This window comes from Pseudoalteromonas sp. GABNS16E (assembly GCF_028598715.1).
Classification (GTDB): Bacteria; Pseudomonadota; Gammaproteobacteria; order Enterobacterales; family Alteromonadaceae; genus Pseudoalteromonas; species Pseudoalteromonas atlantica.
On record NZ_JAQREZ010000051.1, the window covers coordinates 1 to 16,170 of the forward strand.

The following is a 16,170-nucleotide window of genomic DNA, read 5'->3' on the forward strand; positions in this document are numbered from 1 at the left end:
AATGCGGTGTCTAAAGCTGTTTTAATATTCATAAAAAAATCCGATGGCAAATGCTCATCGGATTCTTACATCTATAGAAGATCGGTCAACTGATCATTAAAATATTTCTTAACTGATCGGCATTAGCATTAAGCTGGTTTTTTTATTATATGTACTTATTTATGCTTTTTACCTTTAAACAATAAATTTAAAGCACGGCGCTTTTTAGGCAATTTTAGGCCTGTTTTATTTAGTGCGTTTGTATTTTAATAAACGGTCTAAAAATTCAGTAGTTAATTCATTTATCACGCCTGTTTCCGCGTTAACAATCAAGCTAAAACCCACATTTAAATGCGGTATAACCACTAAGTCACTGCGATAGCCTTGCACCCAGCCACTATGATAATAAAGCGTTTCATCGTTATAGTTATAAACACGCCAGCCTAATCCATAATAAGCTTGTTCTAATTCCTTTTTCCATACTCGTCTATAACGCTCTTTTTTTGTAAGTGTATAAGGACGTGTTTGTGTAGCAAGTGCATCTAAAGAAAGTACATCTAGGTTTTGCCCTAATTGCGCATTTAACCATTTTGCCATATCGGTGGCACTTGCATTTACGCCCGCAGCAGGGCCGACTTTATAATAGTTTTTTTTCAGCTTGGCTGTGTACCAACGTTTTTTGCCTCTAACGTGCGGCAGCGCATAATTTTTATCCTGCACCATTGCATCGTAGCCTAAGCTGGTATCGCTCATTTTTAATGGTGTAAAAATCCCCTCTTGCAGCCACTGGTCATATTTTTTATTGGTACTGCTGTAAATAACATCATCAATTAAACTAAACATCACATTTTGATAGCCATAACATTGACCTGGTTCGCAAATGGGCTTTACTGTTAATAGCTTTTCGACAATATCGGGGTAATTCATTCTTGATTCGATTAAATTGTCATACGCATTAGGAACCAAACCGCTGGAGTGGCTTAATAAGTGAAATACTTTTAAATTATCTTTATAAACAGTGCCTTTAAAGGCAGGTATATACTCACTTACCGGTTTAAATAAATCTATTAACCCTTCACTTGCAAGCTTTGCAGTTAACGACCCTGCAAATGTTTTTGACACAGAAGCTAACCTAAAGCGGGTGTGGCGGTTAACCTGTGTGCCACTTCTTGCCTTAGTGCGGCCCATGGTGTGGATATAATCAGCGTTACCAATACTCACTATCGAAAGCGCAGCGCCAGGAATACCTTTACTGTTGAGTTTTTTTTCTGCGTAGCGTCCATACTGTTTTACGAATCCATCCCAGCTTGAGTCTGCTTTAGCTATTGCCTGAAGCGGTAAAGATAGACAAATAGCGACCCAAACATACATAAAATTAGTGAGATACTTCATTCGTTACAAATTTATTCTTTTTTAACTACATCTATGTGCATAATATCATGAAGTTTTGATAGGACTAACGTACAATGTTGCGATTATTGGCTTTTTAAGTGGATGTTAAGTATTTATGCGTTTTATAGTTGTATCACTTTTTATATTATTATCAGCAGGTTGTGCAATTACCAAACAGCCGGCCGAGCCTTTGGCTTTACCGTTAAAGCCAACATTAAAGAGCGAAACTTACCAGCTTGAGTATAAAACAGAGCACGCATCGCCAAAAGTTAAGTCTGTACAGTTACCGGCGCACAAAGTAACACGCGGCCAAACAGTGCGTATTACAACCGATAAAGCAAGCGTAACAGACACGCTATTAAAGCAAATAACACAAGCTTTGAACGATAAAGGCTTAGAAGTGACTGATAGCAAAAACAGTGACTACACGTTAGCTATTCATCAGTTAGATTTAGCATTTACTGACGATACAAAATATGCGTTAACTCAACCTGAAAACCCGTACCCTTTATTTGCCAAAGTAGCGCAGCAATACCCTACCCAGCAATGCGCCACCATACTAGCGCAAGTGAGCATGCGCATTACGCACCGCGCCTCTGGGGATGTGGTGTGGTTTGCAAAATCATCAATAGACAGCGCAAGCTTCCACCGTGAGCCTTTATTGTTTAGCTTTGCCCAAGAGCAAAAAATTACTAATGAGTTAGAAGTGGCAACATTTGTACATCAACAAAATACCGAGCAAGCCCGTATAGCGCGCGCAGGTAAGGAAGTAACTGTACCGCCCTTTAAAACTATTACTAAATTAAGCAGCTTAACTAAACTACAAGGCCCATGTACGCGCACAGAGGTGAGTGCCTTAACGCCTATGATGCAATATTACTTAAGCAGTATTTTAATTGACAAAATAAAAGTGCAATAACGTAAAAAACTACATTTTTTACAGATTCAAGGATTCACTTACCAATATAATACGCTTAATAACAAATAATAATTAGGTCCCCAGGGATGAAAAACCCTTTCTTACAGCATACTTTTATTAATAGCGTATTGCTTTGCGCCATTTTTTTGAGCTTTCAAAGCCAGGCAAGCAATCGATACTATGCTGATAACACGCTAGAGCCCACCCAAGGCTTTGCGTGGGATTGGAGCGCTGGGGCTGGTTATTATGTAGAAGACTCTTACCTAATTGGCCTTGATTCCTACGACGATGGCATTGAACTCGATTTAAGCCTGGCTATTTCCTACGAAAACTTTTATCTCGACTTTGATCATAACCAATTAAGCGGCGGCTTAGTTGTGGGTTACAGCCTTATAGATAAATTTGATTGGGGCTTGGATATATTAGGCACCAATACTCAGGCTGGCTTTGATGACAAAGGTTTAGGTTTTTACAACCACGGTGTAATAGAAGAGCTTGCGGGTATAAAATCGCGTAATTACGATTTTGATGCTGGGCTAAGATTAACGCGCCGCTTTGAAAACTCGCAAATTTCGTTTGAGTTTTTACATGATATTACAGGTACACATAATGGCTGGGTGTTTAACACCTTTTTTAGCCATATTTTGCCATGGCGTAATTGGGAGTTTAGATCTGGGGTGGGTATTAGCGCTTATTCGGGCAGTTTTACTAACTATTACTTTGGTATAGATGCAGACGAAGCCACCGCTAATCGCCCTATTTACACCCCTAATGGCAGTACCAGTATTATGTTTGAGTTTCATGCTGAGTACCCTATTTCTCAAGATTGGGTGTTTTTGTCTGGCTGGTTAACAACTTGGTTTTCAAAAGAAATAGACGACAGCCCCATTATTTCTCAAGGGTATCAACATAAAGCCAAGGTAGGCCTACGTTATGTATTTTAGATGGATCTGTTTATTATTGATCTTCCCTGCTATTTCATCTGCAAAAACAACAGATAAAACGGCCCCATTAATTGCGCTGCCCGACACTTGTGTTGCACTACGTGAGGGCCGTAATTGCTACGCTGATGTAACCCTTAGCTGGCAGCAACCAACTATTGGTAATTACTGCCTAAGAGACGCAACATCAAAATATATAATGCAATGCTGGTTAAAGCAGCACCAAGGCGTATTTGAATATACCTTCGACTCCCAGCAAAGTGTTTCTTTTGAATTGTTTGATAGTAATACAGCCCAAGTTATTGCCACAACAGAGGTTAAACTGCAGTGGGTTTATCAAAATAGACAAAAAAAACGCCGCTGGCGCTTGTTCTAATTAGAGGTATGACATTTCGTGATTGATTTTACAGCAATGTGTTTGGTAATTAAGTAAGTCAGCGCTTATAAAGTGTGGTTGTTCACCTAAATAGGCACTAACACAGCACAAATCCCAAACTTATGCAGCCCTTAGGGTTATTTAAGGGCGAGTTTCACACACACGGCAACCCTCTAACACTAAGGAAGCTTTATGGATAATTACGGCACTATTTTATTAGTTGAAGATGACACCTCTTTAGCCCAATGGGTTGCAGAGTACTTAACCGAGCAAGGCTATACCACCCATGTTTGCCACCGCGGCGATGAAGTAATAAGCCAGGTAAAAAACTTAAACCCTAACATTGTGCTGCTCGACATTATGCTGCCAGGCCAAGACGGTATAAGTGTGTGCAGAGAGCTACGTAGCTTTTACACCGCGCCCATTATTATGCTAACCGCCCGCGATGATGAAATGGATGAAGTAATTGGTTTAGAAGTAGGTGCGAGTGATTACATCATGAAGCCAGTGCGCCCTCGTGCATTACTTGCCCGTATAAAAGCAGCACTGCGCCTTACCAGCGAACCGACTAAAGTAGCCACTAACGAGAGTGTGATTACTGTAGGCGCACTCAGTATTGATACTCAATCACGCAGTGTAACGCTTAATAATCAAGATATGGCTATTTCTAGTGCTGAGTACCTCCTACTGCACTATTTAGCCAGTAATGCAGGCCAAGTAGTCTCGCGTGATGCTGTGTTTAAAGCAACCAAAGGCCGTGAATACGATGGGCTTGATAGAAGTGTTGATGTACTAATATCTGCGCTACGCAAAAAGTTTCATGATGACCCGCAAAACCCAGAAAAAATTAAAACAATTTGGGGGCGTGGTTATTTACTTGTTGCCACTGCGTGGGAATAGTAACCATGGCGGTTTAAATGAAAAAATTTTACATTTCACTACTCGGTAGTGCGCTGCTTTCTATTGTTGTATTGGGCTGGCTAATCGATGCATTTAGCCAACAAACTCAAACACCGCATGATGAATTTAGCCTACAAAGCCAAATGATCAACGGCTTTAGTAAACATTTGAGTAGTGTAGCGACCTCAGAGCGCGCAGCTTATGTAAAGCAATTGGCAAACGACTTTAATGTAAAGCTTGATTACAAAAACAATGAATCCCTTGCCCTGCCGCCGTCTTTAATACTACAAATGCATACCCAAAGCGGCCTTATTTTAGAAGACCAGCAAGGTTTTTATATGCTCTACAGTAGCGAAGTATTGTCGCCTTATCATCTTTCCATGCGCCTAGATAAAGGCTTTGAAACAGATCAGCGCAACGATATTATTTTAACTTTATTGTTTTATGCTGGGCTCTGCATTTTTATGGGCTTTATTATTGCCCCACTAGCTAAACGCTTAACAGTATTAAACGATGCGGCTAAAAAATTTGCCGCAGGAGATGTGCAAGCGAGAATAAAGGTCTCTCACTTTACCTACATAAGAGATGTTGAGCTTACATTTAACCGCATGGCTAGCCAAATAGAAAAGCTCGTGGCGGAAAACAAATTAATGGCATCGAGCTTATCGCACGATATTAGAACCCCTATCGCATGTTTACGCTTTGGCTTAGATGCTGCGCTCGACAGCGCAGATATGCCTAAAGTTAAACAATACCTTGTGCGTATGGAAAACGATCTTGATCATATGGAATCAATGCTTAAAAGCTATTTAGCCTTTGCAACCCTTGAGCAAAATGCCAACCAGCTCACCTACTCGCAAACTAATTTATCGCACTATCTAGAAGATTTACTTACACAGCTTTCGCCTAAAATTGAAACCAGCCAACTAAAAATACAACTAAACAGTAGTGACGATATGGTTTTTGCTGACTTACATTGGCTTGCCCGGGCTATTAGTAATTTAATTGGCAATGCCTGCGACTTTGCAAAAGACACTATTTATGTCAGTGCAAAGCGCGATGAGCATTATTTATATATTACAGTTGAAGATGATGGCCCAGGCATCGCACCAGAGAACTTTAATAACGTTTTTAGCCCGTTTTTTAGAGAAGAGAGCCACCGTAACCGTGCTGATAAAAGTTATGGCTTAGGGTTAGCCATTGTTGCAAAAGTGGCAGATTGGCATCACGGCAGTGTAAGCGTTAGTAAAAGTGCGCGGCTTCAAGGGGCGTGTTTTACCCTTAAAATTGGCCAGCATCACGATTCGTAAAATATTATTTACACAACTGTAATTAGGGCCTGTTGGCCTTTTAGGGTTATAATTTGTTCTATCTAGGGGCTGTTTAATCGCGGCGCGAGGTTTGTAACCTAGTGGGCTACGTAAAAACCGAGTAACAAAGAGTAAATAGCCCCTAGGCAGAACCCTTAGGGCAGCGCCTGTTTGGCATTTATACGTCGTTATCGCCTATTTATGGGGAACAACCACACTACATAGGCTCTGCCTTGCCTAAACACCAAACAGACTGCTGCAAATTTAACCTCGAAAGGTAAACAGGCCCTAAAATTTATTACACAAAATCAACTCCTTATTCTAAACCTGCTGATAACATTAATTAAATGCATCGCATGATAGACATCACAGACGATAATTATTGTCACAATTGGGCAAATAAGTACTTTTTATTTATTTGCAATTCCAGTAGATTGTCAGCGCCGTCAAAAAATAGAGAAGTACAACAATATGAGCGCAGTTAGAGGTGAGTTTAGCTCTCGCTTTGGATTTATAATGGCCGCCGCAGGCTCTGCAGTAGGTTTAGGTAATATTTGGGGGTTTCCTACCCAAACAGCAAGTAATGGTGGTGCCGCTTTTTTAGTCGCTTATTTGGTACTCGCGTTCTTTTTAGCATACCCCGCACTTATGGCTGAGCTTATAATTGGCCGCCACGGACAAGCTAATGCGGTGTCTTCTTTAACAAAAATAACATCACACGCGTGGCAAAAGCGCTTTGCTTTTATCGTGGGTTTTGGCGGGATTTTATGTGCGGGCTTTATTTTAAGTTTTTATGCCATTGTGGCAGGCTGGATGCTCAGCGCAACAATTGAACCTATCACTACATTAGCTGGTGCAAACCAAGCTTCAACGTGGTTAAGTGAGCAGTCACTTTCACGAAACATCATTTTTACAGTGATATTTATTATACTCACCGTGGCTATTATTAGTCGTGGCGTAGAAAACGGCATAGAAAAATGGTCTAAGCGTCTGATGCCTGCTCTTTTAGGTATTTTATTTGCCTTAATTGCCTACGTTATGACCCAAGAAGGTGCTATGCAAGGGCTTAAAGCCTATTTAGTGCCTGATTTTTCATCTATATTTGATGCAAATTTACTCGTAAGTGCACTCGGCCAAGCGTTTTTCTCTTTATCATTAGGCACCAGCGTGATGATTATTTATGGCTCTTACATAAGTAAAAAAGAAAACCTAGTCACGCTAGGCGCATATGTAACATTAATAGATGTGTTTATCGCGTTTGTAGCGGGCCTTTTAATTATACCAGCCATGTATGTCGCACAAGCTCAAGGCGTAGAAATTTTTTCATCTACAGGCAAACTTCTCTCTGAAGACACACTGGTGTTTCAAGTGTTACCAGCATTGTTTGATGGTATGGGCTCTGTGGGTTTATTTATAGGCTTTGCATTTTTTGCCCTAATGAGTATAGCCGCACTTACCTCCTCTATTTCAATGTTAGAGGCGCCGGTATCGTATACTGTGGAGCGCTTTGCAATGAGCCGCCTGCAGGCAACATGGCTAATTGGCGCGCTAATAAGCGCAGTGAGCATTACCATAGTATGTAACTTAGGAAGCTTATTTGGTTTAGTAATCACTCTAACAACTAAAGTTGCTCAGCCTTTACTTGGCTTAATGTGTTGTATTTTTGTTGGCTGGATTTGGTACCGTGGCTCACTACTAAAAGCAATACAGCAAGGTAACCCTGAGGTTCATAACACACTATTCTGGAAAGTATGGCCTGTATACACTAAGTTTGTGTGCCCTATAGCTATTGGTGCTGTGTTTTTACATTCGGTGTTAAGTTAAAACGTTATTTTTAACTTACCCGAGTTCAGGTTAAGTACTAAATTAAGCAAAGCCCACGCGTTAAGTGGGCTTTTTAATAGCTTAAATTTACTCGTCATAAATTAGCTTAGTGTATTTAGCACCATATCTTGATGAGGGATGCCATCTTCTAGGTATTGCTCCCCTACTTCTGTAAAGCCAAAAGAGCGATAAAATGCTAATAAATAGGTTTGTGCGCCTATATAAATATGACGGTGTGGCCACTGCTTTTTACAACATGCTATGGCCGCATTTACAAGCTCAGTAGCCCGCCCTTTACCTCGCTCACTTTTACAAATCAGTACACGGCCTATTGCACTGTACTGCTCGTTTTTTTCATAGCAGCGGACATAAGCTAATAAACTATTATCTGCAATTGCATATAAATGCTGAGTACTAGGGTTAATGTCTACTTCATCAAGCTCTGGGTAAGGGCATGTTTGCTCTACTACAAATACATCAACACGGCCGCGCATTATCGTAAATAAAGTACGCGTATCAAGCGCATCAAAATGCGCACATTTAAACGACATATAAAATCCTAAAATAAAAAACCCAGCCTAAGCTGGGTTTAGTTAAACTACGCATTACTTAGGCAAACAAACGTTCTAATTGGTCGCACAACTGCGATAAATTCACATGGTCGTGCTCTATGGTCAAATCAACATAACCATCGCCTCTAAATGCTCTATCCAGCTCAATTAAAACATGCGTTTTGTGTGCTTCTGGTACAAACGATAATTCAATTTCTTTAATACCAAATAAGCTGCGGCTATTAGGCTTGTACTCTAACTCTTGATAACACCCCGATACCGACTGAAAAGTAGGCGCACGTAAATGGCCTTTTTCAACATCAGCTTTTAATAAACTAAACCCTAATTTATCCATTGCTTGCATACAGGTTTTAACAGCTTCGTTAGGGTAAATATGCAAATGGTCTTTATCTGTAGGGTCTAGTGCTAAATCAATATCAAGGCCTGTTTCAATCCATACATGTGATTGGTTGTAGCCGGCATTAATTTCGGTAATTGGCGTTTCTGGATGAAGGCGCGCTTCAAATGGAATGCTTTTAACTTCGCCTGGCTCAATGGTGCCTATGTCGGTTATACGCCACTGATCAATTACGTGATTAGTAAAGTACTCACCTTCTTCGCCATCAACTTTAACGCGAGTCATTAAAAACAAATCAAGACCAGCAATTTCTTGAGCCACATCGCCTGCAGTTATAACGATATTAGCGTTAAAAAGTTGCCCTGGCTGAAGATGCTCAGTTTCTAAAATTGTATCTACTTTTGCAGCGCCAATACCTACCGACGCTAAAATCTTTTTAAACATATCTATCTCCTTAAGCTGAGCGGCTCAGTTTGTTGCTCAAGCTTAAACTCCTTCGTTAAAGCATCTTAACCATATTTAAAAGCCAATGTCAGTGAAAAAATGTTATTTACATGCTATTTACGATTAAATACGTGTTTAATGTGCATTTTTTATACGTAGCTGGGCAAGTAATTGATTAAACGCGCTCATTTTTAGGGCTATTTTTATTTTCAATGGTATAAAATTTTCGCTACACTGCAATCCCAAATGAAGTGATATGAAGAATTATGGAACTAATCTATTTTGCCGCCGCGTTTGTTTGTGGCTTTGGTGTTTATCAATTAAAACTTCCTCCCCTTATTGGCTTTTTACTTGCCGGTTTTGCATTAAATTTATCTGGCTATAAAAGCACCGAACTACTCGATACCATTGCGGCACTGGGTGTAACACTTCTTTTATTTAGTATTGGCTTAAAACTTAAAGTAAACAGCTTAATCAAGCCCCAAGTATGGGCACCCGCTACCCTACACATTATTTTTAGCAGTGCATTATTTAGTGGCTTTATGTTACTGCTAGGTATTTTTGCTATGCCTATGTTTGTTGATTTAAGCTGGCAAAGTGCCTTATTAGTTGGGTTTGCGCTAAGCTTTTCAAGCACTGTATTTGCGGTAAAAGTCCTTGAAGAGCGCGGTGAAATGGCAAGCCTACACGGAAAAATAGCCATTGGCATTTTAGTTATGCAGGATATTTTTGCGGTTATATTTTTAGCCATTAGCACCGGCAAAGTACCTAATATGTGGGCTCTTGCTTTAATTATTGCACTCCCTTTAGTGCGCCCGCTTATGTATGCAGTGCTTAACCGCTCTAAACATGGTGAGCTATTGCCGTTATTTGGCTTTTTCTTTGCGTTGGTAGCCGGTTATAACGCATTTGATTTTGCAGGTTTAAAGGGCGATTTAGGCGCGCTCATTATGGGGATGATGTTTGCGCCACATAAAAAGGCAGGAGAGCTTTCAAAGTCGCTGCTTAATTTAAAAGATATTTTGCTGGTCGGTTTTTTCTTAAGTATTGGTTTAAACGCAGAGCTTACAGCTAATTCATTAATTGTAGCGTTAATCCTTATATTTGTGCTGCCAGTTAAAACCTTACTTTATTATGTGTTTACGAATACCTTTAAACTCAGAGCGCGCACCTCGTTACTCACTGCATTTAGCCTTGCTAATTTTAGTGAGTTTGGCCTTATTGTGTGTGCTGTGGCAGCCTCTACAGGCATGATCACCTCAGAGTGGCTGGCGGTAATGGCTATTGCGGTGTCTATTACCTTTGTTATTGCATCGCCTCTTAATAAACGCTCAAACGAGTTATACGTAAAAATTGAGCGCTGGTTATTAAAATTCGAAAGCAAAACCCGCTTAGCTGAAGAGCTACCCGTTAATCTAAACGACACTAAAATCGTTATATTTGGTATGGGCCGCATAGGTACAGGTGCCTACGAAACAATAAATGCGACTCACCCTAATGTAGTGGCGGGCATTGATATAAAACCAGAGGTGGTAGAAAAACATATTAAACGCAATCGAAAGGTACTCCTTGCCGATGCCACCGACCCTGACTTTTGGCAGCGCGTTAACCACTCTCATGTTGAAATGGTCATGTTAGCTATGCCAAAGCATATGCAAAATATTTTTGCACTAGAGCAATTACAAGCCTCAGGCTATAACGGCCAAGTAACAGCTATCGCCAATTACCCTGATCAACAAAAAGAGCTTGAACAAATGGGCGTGAACTCGACCTATAACTTTTATTTAGAAGCAGGAAGTGGTTTTGCCGAGCACGTAAAGCAAAAGCTATTTGAAAAATAAAACTTTTATACTAAACAATAAAACAACCAAATGAAAACGCCTTATTTTTAATAAGGCTTTTTTATTAGTTTTAGTTTAAAAACTCATTTTATTTACATTCCTTTACATTACTTCTCTCTATCTGTAAAAAAAACAGATAAACTACCGGTGTCGTTTAAATAAACGCCTTCGCACCTGTGTCACATAATTAGACTCCAGCTAATTAATGCAAGGTAAGCATTTATTTATCAACACAAATTTATTCAATCAGAGGGCCTACTCCCTCGTTCAATAGGCTGTTTCTTGCCCGTCACAGCCTATTTTATTTCTGTTTACTTGCCCGCTTACCCAGCCGCTATTTAATGCGTTTATTATTAATAAGCAGTAGTATTACTATTATACGTTTTATCAATTACTGACTTATTATGGATACTGCCGAACTCAAGCTCGCTATTAATACAATTATGCCCTTTGGAAAATACGCAGGCAGACCCTTATTGCTTTTGCCAGAGCCCTACCTAGTGTGGTTTAAACAGCAAGGGTTTCCAGAAAGTAAACTCGGAGCGCAGCTTGCAATGATGTACGAGGTTAAATTAAACGGGCTTGAGCAAATGCTGATGCCCCTACTTAAAAAAATAAAAAATAATTGAGAACTTTTTCCACGTAGCCGGGTCTACTATTTTGCTACTTGTTGATTTTGGTTTTTAACCACAAAAAGCGCCTTAGGCGCTTTTTTTATGTCTGGCGTTTTTAGGTAAGTTGCTTTTATACCAATCCGCATAATAAAGTGATCTATTTTGAGGATGGAAAAACGTGTTGATAGCTAGGCAAAAAATTTTCTATTTAGTTGTTCTCGGCAATTGCTCCTGCATTGCTCTATCTTCTGCATTCATGCAGTCGTAAATGAGAATTTTTTAACGTAGGTAGCGACACATTTGGCCCCACAAAATGTTTAAATATTATTGTGGATAGGTATTAGGTAAGGTAACTATAAACTTTGCCCCACCAAGCTGTGAGTCTGTTATTGCATAGTGCCCTTTATGCCAAGATACAATTTTTGCCACTATGGCTAAGCCTAAACCAAAGCCCCCTGTGCTTTTATCACGGCTTTTATCTAAACGAGTAAAAGGTTTAAATACGCTTTCTCTGTCGCTTTTTAAAATACCTTCTCCGTCATCTTCCACAATAAAGTAAATTGCATCACCCTGCGCTTTGAGTGTGACATCAACACGACTAACAGCGTACTTTAACGCATTGCCCACCAGGTTTTGCATTACACGCGCAATAAAGTGCGCATCACACTTGTACACTAGAGCCTGTGGTAACACCGCATTAAACTCTATGTCGCTTGCAAAATTTAGCTTATTAATGACCGGTTGTGTCAAAGCAGCCAAATCAACGTCGCTTCTAGCTAAGCTTGGTTGCTGCGAATCAAGCCGAGCATATTCAAGCATTTCACACACTAGCGCTTCAAGTTCGCTTATATCTGCCTGCATATTAGTTAGGTAATGTTGCCCTTTTTCCGATTGCAGTGTTTCTTCTAACATGGCTATACCAAATTTTAATCGTGCAAGGGGCGTTCTAAATTCATGAGATACAGAGGAGGTCAGTTCTTGTTGCGCACTAAGAAGATGCTCTATGCGCTGCTGCATTACTTTTAGAGTATCAGTAACGGGTAAAAAAAACGATTTAGAAGGACTGCTTAAGTTAAAGTCTTGCGAGCCATCTACCGCTTCGCACGCATGGCTTAATTTAGAAAAATCACGCCATAGTAAAAAGCTCCACAGCCCCACAGGTAACCCTACAATAGCCAGTAACATTAAATACGGAATAACAGAGCTTTCAGGTGCTTTTATAACGCCTACAGGACCAATTTGAAGTAGTTTGTTATCACCAAGCTCAACATACCACACTATGCGCTGCTTTTTATCATACAGATACAGGTAATGGTTTTTATCTAATGAGGCTTGCTGCTTAAGGGGTAAAATAAGATCTTTGCGGGCAATAACTTGGCTTTCAAAGCTGTGTTTTAGCTTATCTAGACCATCATCGGTTTGCGATAATAACCAAAGTGCTTGGCCAAACTCATCATCTAACAGCACTTGCTGCTGCGTCTCTTCGTAAGGCCAAATTTGTTCTATAACACCACTAACAATAAATAAAGAAACAATGATATAAACATATAAACTTATAAATAGTTTGCCCATTATTCCTTATTTACCTTCATATATTATTTTTCCCAGGCGTCTGATACAAACAAGTAACCTTGCCCCCACACGGTTTTTATACGGTAAGGTTTATCGCTGTTATCACCTAGCTTTTTGCGAATTCGTGACACGCGTACATCAACGGTACGGTCAAGCCCATCGTATTGACGGCCAATCATATGTTGATGAACATGTTCACGGCTTAGTACTTCGCCTGCATTTGAGGCAAGTAGCCATAATAGCTCAAACTCATGGGATGTAAGTACTATTTCGTTTTCGTTTAATTTAACAATTCGGCTGGTTTTATCAATGACTAAATCACCAAACTGAATCTCTTCTGCGGCCTTAACCACGGGTTGTCCGCGACGCAGTAATGCATTTACACGCGCCAGTAAAACACGCGGTTCTGCAGGTTTTACCACATAGTCATCTGCGCCAAGCTCTAAGCCAATCACCTGATCAAAGTCTTCACCTTTTGCAGTAAGCATTAAAATTGGCAACGAAAACTTATCACGTACTTGTCGACATACGCTAAAGCCATCTTTACCTGGCAACATAATATCTAAAATCATTAAATCAGCAGCGTTATTCTCAAGATAACTAAATACTTCATCACCACGGCTTAATACGTCTACTTCTAAGCCATTATGTTCAAGATAATCTTTTGTTAGTTGTTGTAAACCTAGGTCATCTTCAACAAGTAAAATTTTTGGCATGAGTTGCTCCTAAATTAAAAATAGCTCCATGGAGAGCGAAGCCTGCGCCTACTTTTTTTAGCATCAGCACTTTGCACTTCAACGTGTGTTTTAGCAATTAACACACCGGTATGAGGATTGATTAAGGAGTATATGGTCTCTACCTGAACACGCGCTTTATACTCAAACTCACCAACAGCCTGCTGTTGCCAGCATTTAATCAGTTTGTTTTGTTGGTACAGGCATGCATCGCTTGGCGATGGTTGCTGCCAATTAAACTTTAAATCGAGATCGCAAAACGCTTGCTGCTCAGACACAACACACACTTTGGGAGAGACCTTTAAAGACGCATTTTGCGCTACAACGGGAGGGCTAAACAGAAAAACTGTAAGCACAATCAACATTAAATACTTCATATTAAAAAGTATGATCGAATCCTATAAAAGCAGTCATTGAATAGTTACGTTCAAAAAGCGGACTGCCATCCATAGCTGAATAGTCGTAATATGCTACATGAAAACGAAGACTGTTAGCCTCACTCAATGGCCAACTGGCGTCGATTTTAGCATAAGGTTGCCAGCTACTACCAACGTCAATTTTACCTAATGAGGTTTCGTGTGCTTTTAAACCATAATAGTAGCTGTTTAATTCAGCTGATTTATAGTTAACCCCAAGCGTTGGCTTTAACTTTAAACGCCCTACTTCACTGTGGTACTGCCATTGTATAGCGCCCCGAGTACCGTTATAAACATTACTTATATCGTGTAATAACTGTATCGATAGCACATGGTTTTGCTGCACATAATGATAGCTTCCCCCGGCATCTAGGGCTAAATGGCGATTATCAATATTTATTTTTTTAGGCTGGGGATTATTTTGCGCTAATGCAGAAGCACCTGCGGTTGCTGGTAAAACAAAGAGGTTATTAGGATGCCAATCAATAAAAAAGCGTGACTCTGCGTTCAGTTCTGAAACGATATTAAAATGATGCTTTTGATTTTCTTTAAGTGTGTAGCCAAGGCGACCATTATCGAAAAACCAACGCTCACCATAAAAAGCAATTCTCGGGATCACAGGGAGCGGGACGTTTTTTCCGCCATGCAGAGGGTTGGAAATAACACCCGCGCCGACACTTAGATTTACATGCCACTTCTTAACAGTAATATGTTGCTGCGCATACTCTTGTTCGTTGTAGGCCTGCGAAGCTGTGCTAGGCACGCAAATAAGACACACCACAAAGCAAAAAATGTAAATAAAAGTATTGAGCCGCATTAACCTAATCTAAATGAGTAAAATAAGTAAGTGACCCATACTAGCAAGGTAAGCACAAATGTGCGCCACCTGGTTACAATCATTCACAATTTTTATACATGCGTATCACATTTAAATATCAGGGGCTATTTCAATACGGTTGCGACCATGTGTTTTAGCTATATAAAGCACGGTCGGCGCGCTCAATAAGTACCGAACCTTTCGTGAATGGACGTAAAATAGCGAGCCCAAAACTTGCAGAAATTGCACGTTTAGAATTTACATCGTCTTTTTTACGGATAGTTAATGAGGCAATATCTAAACGAATTTTATCAGCAAACACCATAATCTCGTTGATGCTGTCAAAATACCCGGTAATACAAAACTCCTCACCACCATAGCGGTAAACATTCAGGCTATCGGAAATATTTTGCGAAACTTTTTTGGCTACTAATTTAAGTACTTCATCGCCTTTTTGATGACCAAAATCGTCGTTAAAACGTTTAAAGTGATCAATATCAAACATGATTAGTACCGCCAATACGCTCTCGTCAGCTTGCTCTGAATAGGTTTGACAAAACTGCTGAATATCATCATCAAACTTTCTTCTATTAAAAAAGCCTGTCAGGGGGTCTGTATCGGCTGCTTCTTGAGAGAGGTTAAGTGCTTCTTTTAAATCTTTAATTTCGTTATAGGCTACCGCAAGCTTAGTTTGAAATTCTCGCGCATAGTCTTGCATAGCCACCGACTCGTCGGTTAAACGTTCAACACAACCGAGTATTTCGTTGAACGAATTTACATTAGCTAAACCTGCCAACTCATTTTGAGAATCTACCAACGACGTGGTAAAGCTTTTAGAATGATCGAGGGTAACGCTTATATCATGCTGTACTTGCTCCATAGTGCCATGGAAGCGATCTGCCATTTCTTGAAAAAACACTAAGTCCTCTTCGCTTAAATGCTTATCAAAAATTTCTTTTGCTTTATTTTGAGTACATGTTTGTTGCTCAGCAATGACGTGATCAAGCTCAGCATTTAATGCTGGCTTACTGCCTTGCACATAGCAATACCAAATAGCGTAATTGATAGGCGTTACCGGCATTCGGTACTTTACCATCAGAGGAATTGCTTTTTTTAAACATTGAGCAGAATGAGCGAGCGATACAGCATGATCCATAATTATTATAAACTCTCGTGCGTCAT

Annotated in this window: 15 protein-coding genes and 1 pseudogene; 8 read left to right on the plus strand and 8 right to left on the minus strand. The window is 40.0% G+C overall.

Going from position 1 to position 16,170, the window contains the following annotated elements:
- Nucleotides 1-225 precede the first annotated feature (225 nt).
- Nucleotides 226-1,350 (minus strand): serine hydrolase domain-containing protein, encoded by a 1,125-nt coding sequence (locus PSI06_RS16915; protein ID WP_004587347.1) that lies wholly within the window; start codon nucleotides 1,348-1,350, stop codon nucleotides 226-228.
- A gap of 136 nt (nucleotides 1,351-1,486) precedes the next feature.
- On the opposite strand from PSI06_RS16915, the gene PSI06_RS16920 reads away from it, so the two are divergent.
- The 6 genes from PSI06_RS16920 (at nucleotide 1,487) to PSI06_RS16945 (ending at nucleotide 7,641) form a co-directional block, all read left to right on the plus strand.
- A complete protein-coding gene (locus tag PSI06_RS16920) occupies nucleotides 1,487-2,290 on the plus strand; it encodes a hypothetical protein (protein WP_029773447.1) in 804 nt (267 codons plus the stop codon).
- A gap of 86 nt (nucleotides 2,291-2,376) precedes the next feature.
- Entirely contained in the window at nucleotides 2,377-3,234 is an 858-nt protein-coding gene (locus PSI06_RS16925) for a MipA/OmpV family protein (RefSeq protein WP_273604434.1), read from the plus strand.
- Nucleotides 3,224-3,607 (plus strand): DUF3019 domain-containing protein, encoded by a 384-nt coding sequence (locus tag PSI06_RS16930; RefSeq protein ID WP_273604435.1) that lies wholly within the window; start codon nucleotides 3,224-3,226, stop codon nucleotides 3,605-3,607. Before PSI06_RS16925 ends, PSI06_RS16930 begins: the two co-directional genes overlap by 11 nt.
- A 192-nt stretch (nucleotides 3,608-3,799) precedes the next feature.
- Nucleotides 3,800-4,507 (plus strand): response regulator transcription factor, encoded by a 708-nt coding sequence (locus tag PSI06_RS16935; protein WP_029773446.1) that lies wholly within the window; start codon nucleotides 3,800-3,802, stop codon nucleotides 4,505-4,507.
- A gap of 17 nt (nucleotides 4,508-4,524) precedes the next feature.
- A complete protein-coding gene (locus PSI06_RS16940; RefSeq protein ID WP_055253011.1) occupies nucleotides 4,525-5,817 on the plus strand; it encodes a HAMP domain-containing sensor histidine kinase in 1,293 nt (430 codons plus the stop codon).
- A gap of 471 nt (nucleotides 5,818-6,288) precedes the next feature.
- On the plus strand, nucleotides 6,289-7,641 hold the full coding sequence (locus tag PSI06_RS16945; protein ID WP_096739947.1) for a sodium-dependent transporter: 1,353 nt from the start codon (nucleotides 6,289-6,291) through the stop codon (nucleotides 7,639-7,641).
- 101 nt (nucleotides 7,642-7,742) lie between these two features.
- Here PSI06_RS16945 and PSI06_RS16950 read toward each other — a convergent pair whose 3' ends face one another.
- Both PSI06_RS16950 and PSI06_RS16955 read right to left on the minus strand, forming a co-directional pair.
- Nucleotides 7,743-8,192: a GNAT family N-acetyltransferase gene (locus tag PSI06_RS16950; protein WP_273604436.1), complete on the minus strand. Its 450-nt coding sequence runs from the start codon at nucleotides 8,190-8,192 to the stop codon at nucleotides 7,743-7,745.
- Between the two features lie 58 nt (nucleotides 8,193-8,250).
- A complete protein-coding gene (locus tag PSI06_RS16955) occupies nucleotides 8,251-8,994 on the minus strand; it encodes a sporulation protein (protein WP_273604437.1) in 744 nt (247 codons plus the stop codon).
- A 266-nt stretch (nucleotides 8,995-9,260) separates the two neighbouring features.
- Here PSI06_RS16955 and PSI06_RS16960 point away from each other — a divergent pair, with 266 nt between their 5' ends.
- Complete coding sequence (locus tag PSI06_RS16960) at nucleotides 9,261-10,835, plus strand: cation:proton antiporter family protein (protein ID WP_273604438.1); 1,575 nt, start codon at nucleotides 9,261-9,263, stop codon at nucleotides 10,833-10,835.
- A gap of 404 nt (nucleotides 10,836-11,239) precedes the next feature.
- The gene (locus PSI06_RS16965; RefSeq protein ID WP_273604439.1) at nucleotides 11,240-11,464 is read left to right on the plus strand and encodes a DUF3820 family protein; all 225 of its coding nucleotides are present in this window, start codon (nucleotides 11,240-11,242) and stop codon (nucleotides 11,462-11,464) included.
- 309 nt (nucleotides 11,465-11,773) lie between these two features.
- Here the strand turns inward: PSI06_RS16965 and PSI06_RS16970 are convergent, their stop codons facing one another.
- The 5 genes and pseudogenes from PSI06_RS16970 to PSI06_RS16990 form a co-directional block, all read right to left on the minus strand.
- Nucleotides 11,774-13,021: an ATP-binding protein gene (locus PSI06_RS16970; protein WP_273604440.1), complete on the minus strand. Its 1,248-nt coding sequence runs from the start codon at nucleotides 13,019-13,021 to the stop codon at nucleotides 11,774-11,776.
- A 23-nt stretch (nucleotides 13,022-13,044) separates the two neighbouring features.
- Nucleotides 13,045-13,737 (minus strand): response regulator transcription factor, encoded by a 693-nt coding sequence (locus tag PSI06_RS16975; RefSeq protein ID WP_024031826.1) that lies wholly within the window; start codon nucleotides 13,735-13,737, stop codon nucleotides 13,045-13,047.
- A 14-nt stretch (nucleotides 13,738-13,751) separates the two neighbouring features.
- Nucleotides 13,752-14,120, minus strand: coding sequence for a DUF3019 domain-containing protein (locus PSI06_RS16980; RefSeq protein WP_036963332.1), 369 nt, complete (start codon nucleotides 14,118-14,120; stop codon nucleotides 13,752-13,754).
- Between the two features lie 13 nt (nucleotides 14,121-14,133).
- Nucleotides 14,134-14,988, minus strand: coding sequence for a MipA/OmpV family protein (locus PSI06_RS16985; RefSeq protein WP_407073078.1), 855 nt, complete (start codon nucleotides 14,986-14,988; stop codon nucleotides 14,134-14,136).
- A 111-nt stretch (nucleotides 14,989-15,099) separates the two neighbouring features.
- A pseudogene (locus PSI06_RS16990) lies at nucleotides 15,100-16,144 on the minus strand (GGDEF domain-containing protein).
- Nucleotides 16,145-16,170: the final 26 nt, after the last annotated feature.

What these genes read in the sequence shown, in the direction of transcription:
- PSI06_RS16970 (WP_273604440.1), bottom strand. Translation starts at nt 13,021, where the DNA reads ATGGGCAAACTATTTATAAGTTTATATGTTTATATCATTGTTTCTTTA.
- PSI06_RS16950 (WP_273604436.1), bottom strand. Translation starts at nt 8,192, where the DNA reads ATGTCGTTTAAATGTGCGCATTTTGATGCGCTTGATACGCGTACTTTA.
- PSI06_RS16930 (WP_273604435.1), top strand. Translation starts at nt 3,224, where the DNA reads ATGTATTTTAGATGGATCTGTTTATTATTGATCTTCCCTGCTATTTCA.
- PSI06_RS16985 (WP_407073078.1), bottom strand. Translation starts at nt 14,988, where the DNA reads ATGCGGCTCAATACTTTTATTTACATTTTTTGCTTTGTGGTGTGTCTT.
- PSI06_RS16945 (WP_096739947.1), top strand. Translation starts at nt 6,289, where the DNA reads ATGAGCGCAGTTAGAGGTGAGTTTAGCTCTCGCTTTGGATTTATAATG.
- PSI06_RS16975 (WP_024031826.1), bottom strand. Translation starts at nt 13,737, where the DNA reads ATGCCAAAAATTTTACTTGTTGAAGATGACCTAGGTTTACAACAACTA.
- PSI06_RS16955 (WP_273604437.1), bottom strand. Translation starts at nt 8,994, where the DNA reads ATGTTTAAAAAGATTTTAGCGTCGGTAGGTATTGGCGCTGCAAAAGTA.
- PSI06_RS16920 (WP_029773447.1), top strand. Translation starts at nt 1,487, where the DNA reads ATGCGTTTTATAGTTGTATCACTTTTTATATTATTATCAGCAGGTTGT.
- PSI06_RS16960 (WP_273604438.1), top strand. Translation starts at nt 9,261, where the DNA reads ATGGAACTAATCTATTTTGCCGCCGCGTTTGTTTGTGGCTTTGGTGTT.
- PSI06_RS16925 (WP_273604434.1), top strand. Translation starts at nt 2,377, where the DNA reads ATGAAAAACCCTTTCTTACAGCATACTTTTATTAATAGCGTATTGCTT.
- PSI06_RS16915 (WP_004587347.1), bottom strand. Translation starts at nt 1,350, where the DNA reads ATGTATGTTTGGGTCGCTATTTGTCTATCTTTACCGCTTCAGGCAATA.
- PSI06_RS16940 (WP_055253011.1), top strand. Translation starts at nt 4,525, where the DNA reads ATGAAAAAATTTTACATTTCACTACTCGGTAGTGCGCTGCTTTCTATT.
- PSI06_RS16965 (WP_273604439.1), top strand. Translation starts at nt 11,240, where the DNA reads ATGGATACTGCCGAACTCAAGCTCGCTATTAATACAATTATGCCCTTT.
- PSI06_RS16980 (WP_036963332.1), bottom strand. Translation starts at nt 14,120, where the DNA reads ATGTTGATTGTGCTTACAGTTTTTCTGTTTAGCCCTCCCGTTGTAGCG.
- PSI06_RS16935 (WP_029773446.1), top strand. Translation starts at nt 3,800, where the DNA reads ATGGATAATTACGGCACTATTTTATTAGTTGAAGATGACACCTCTTTA.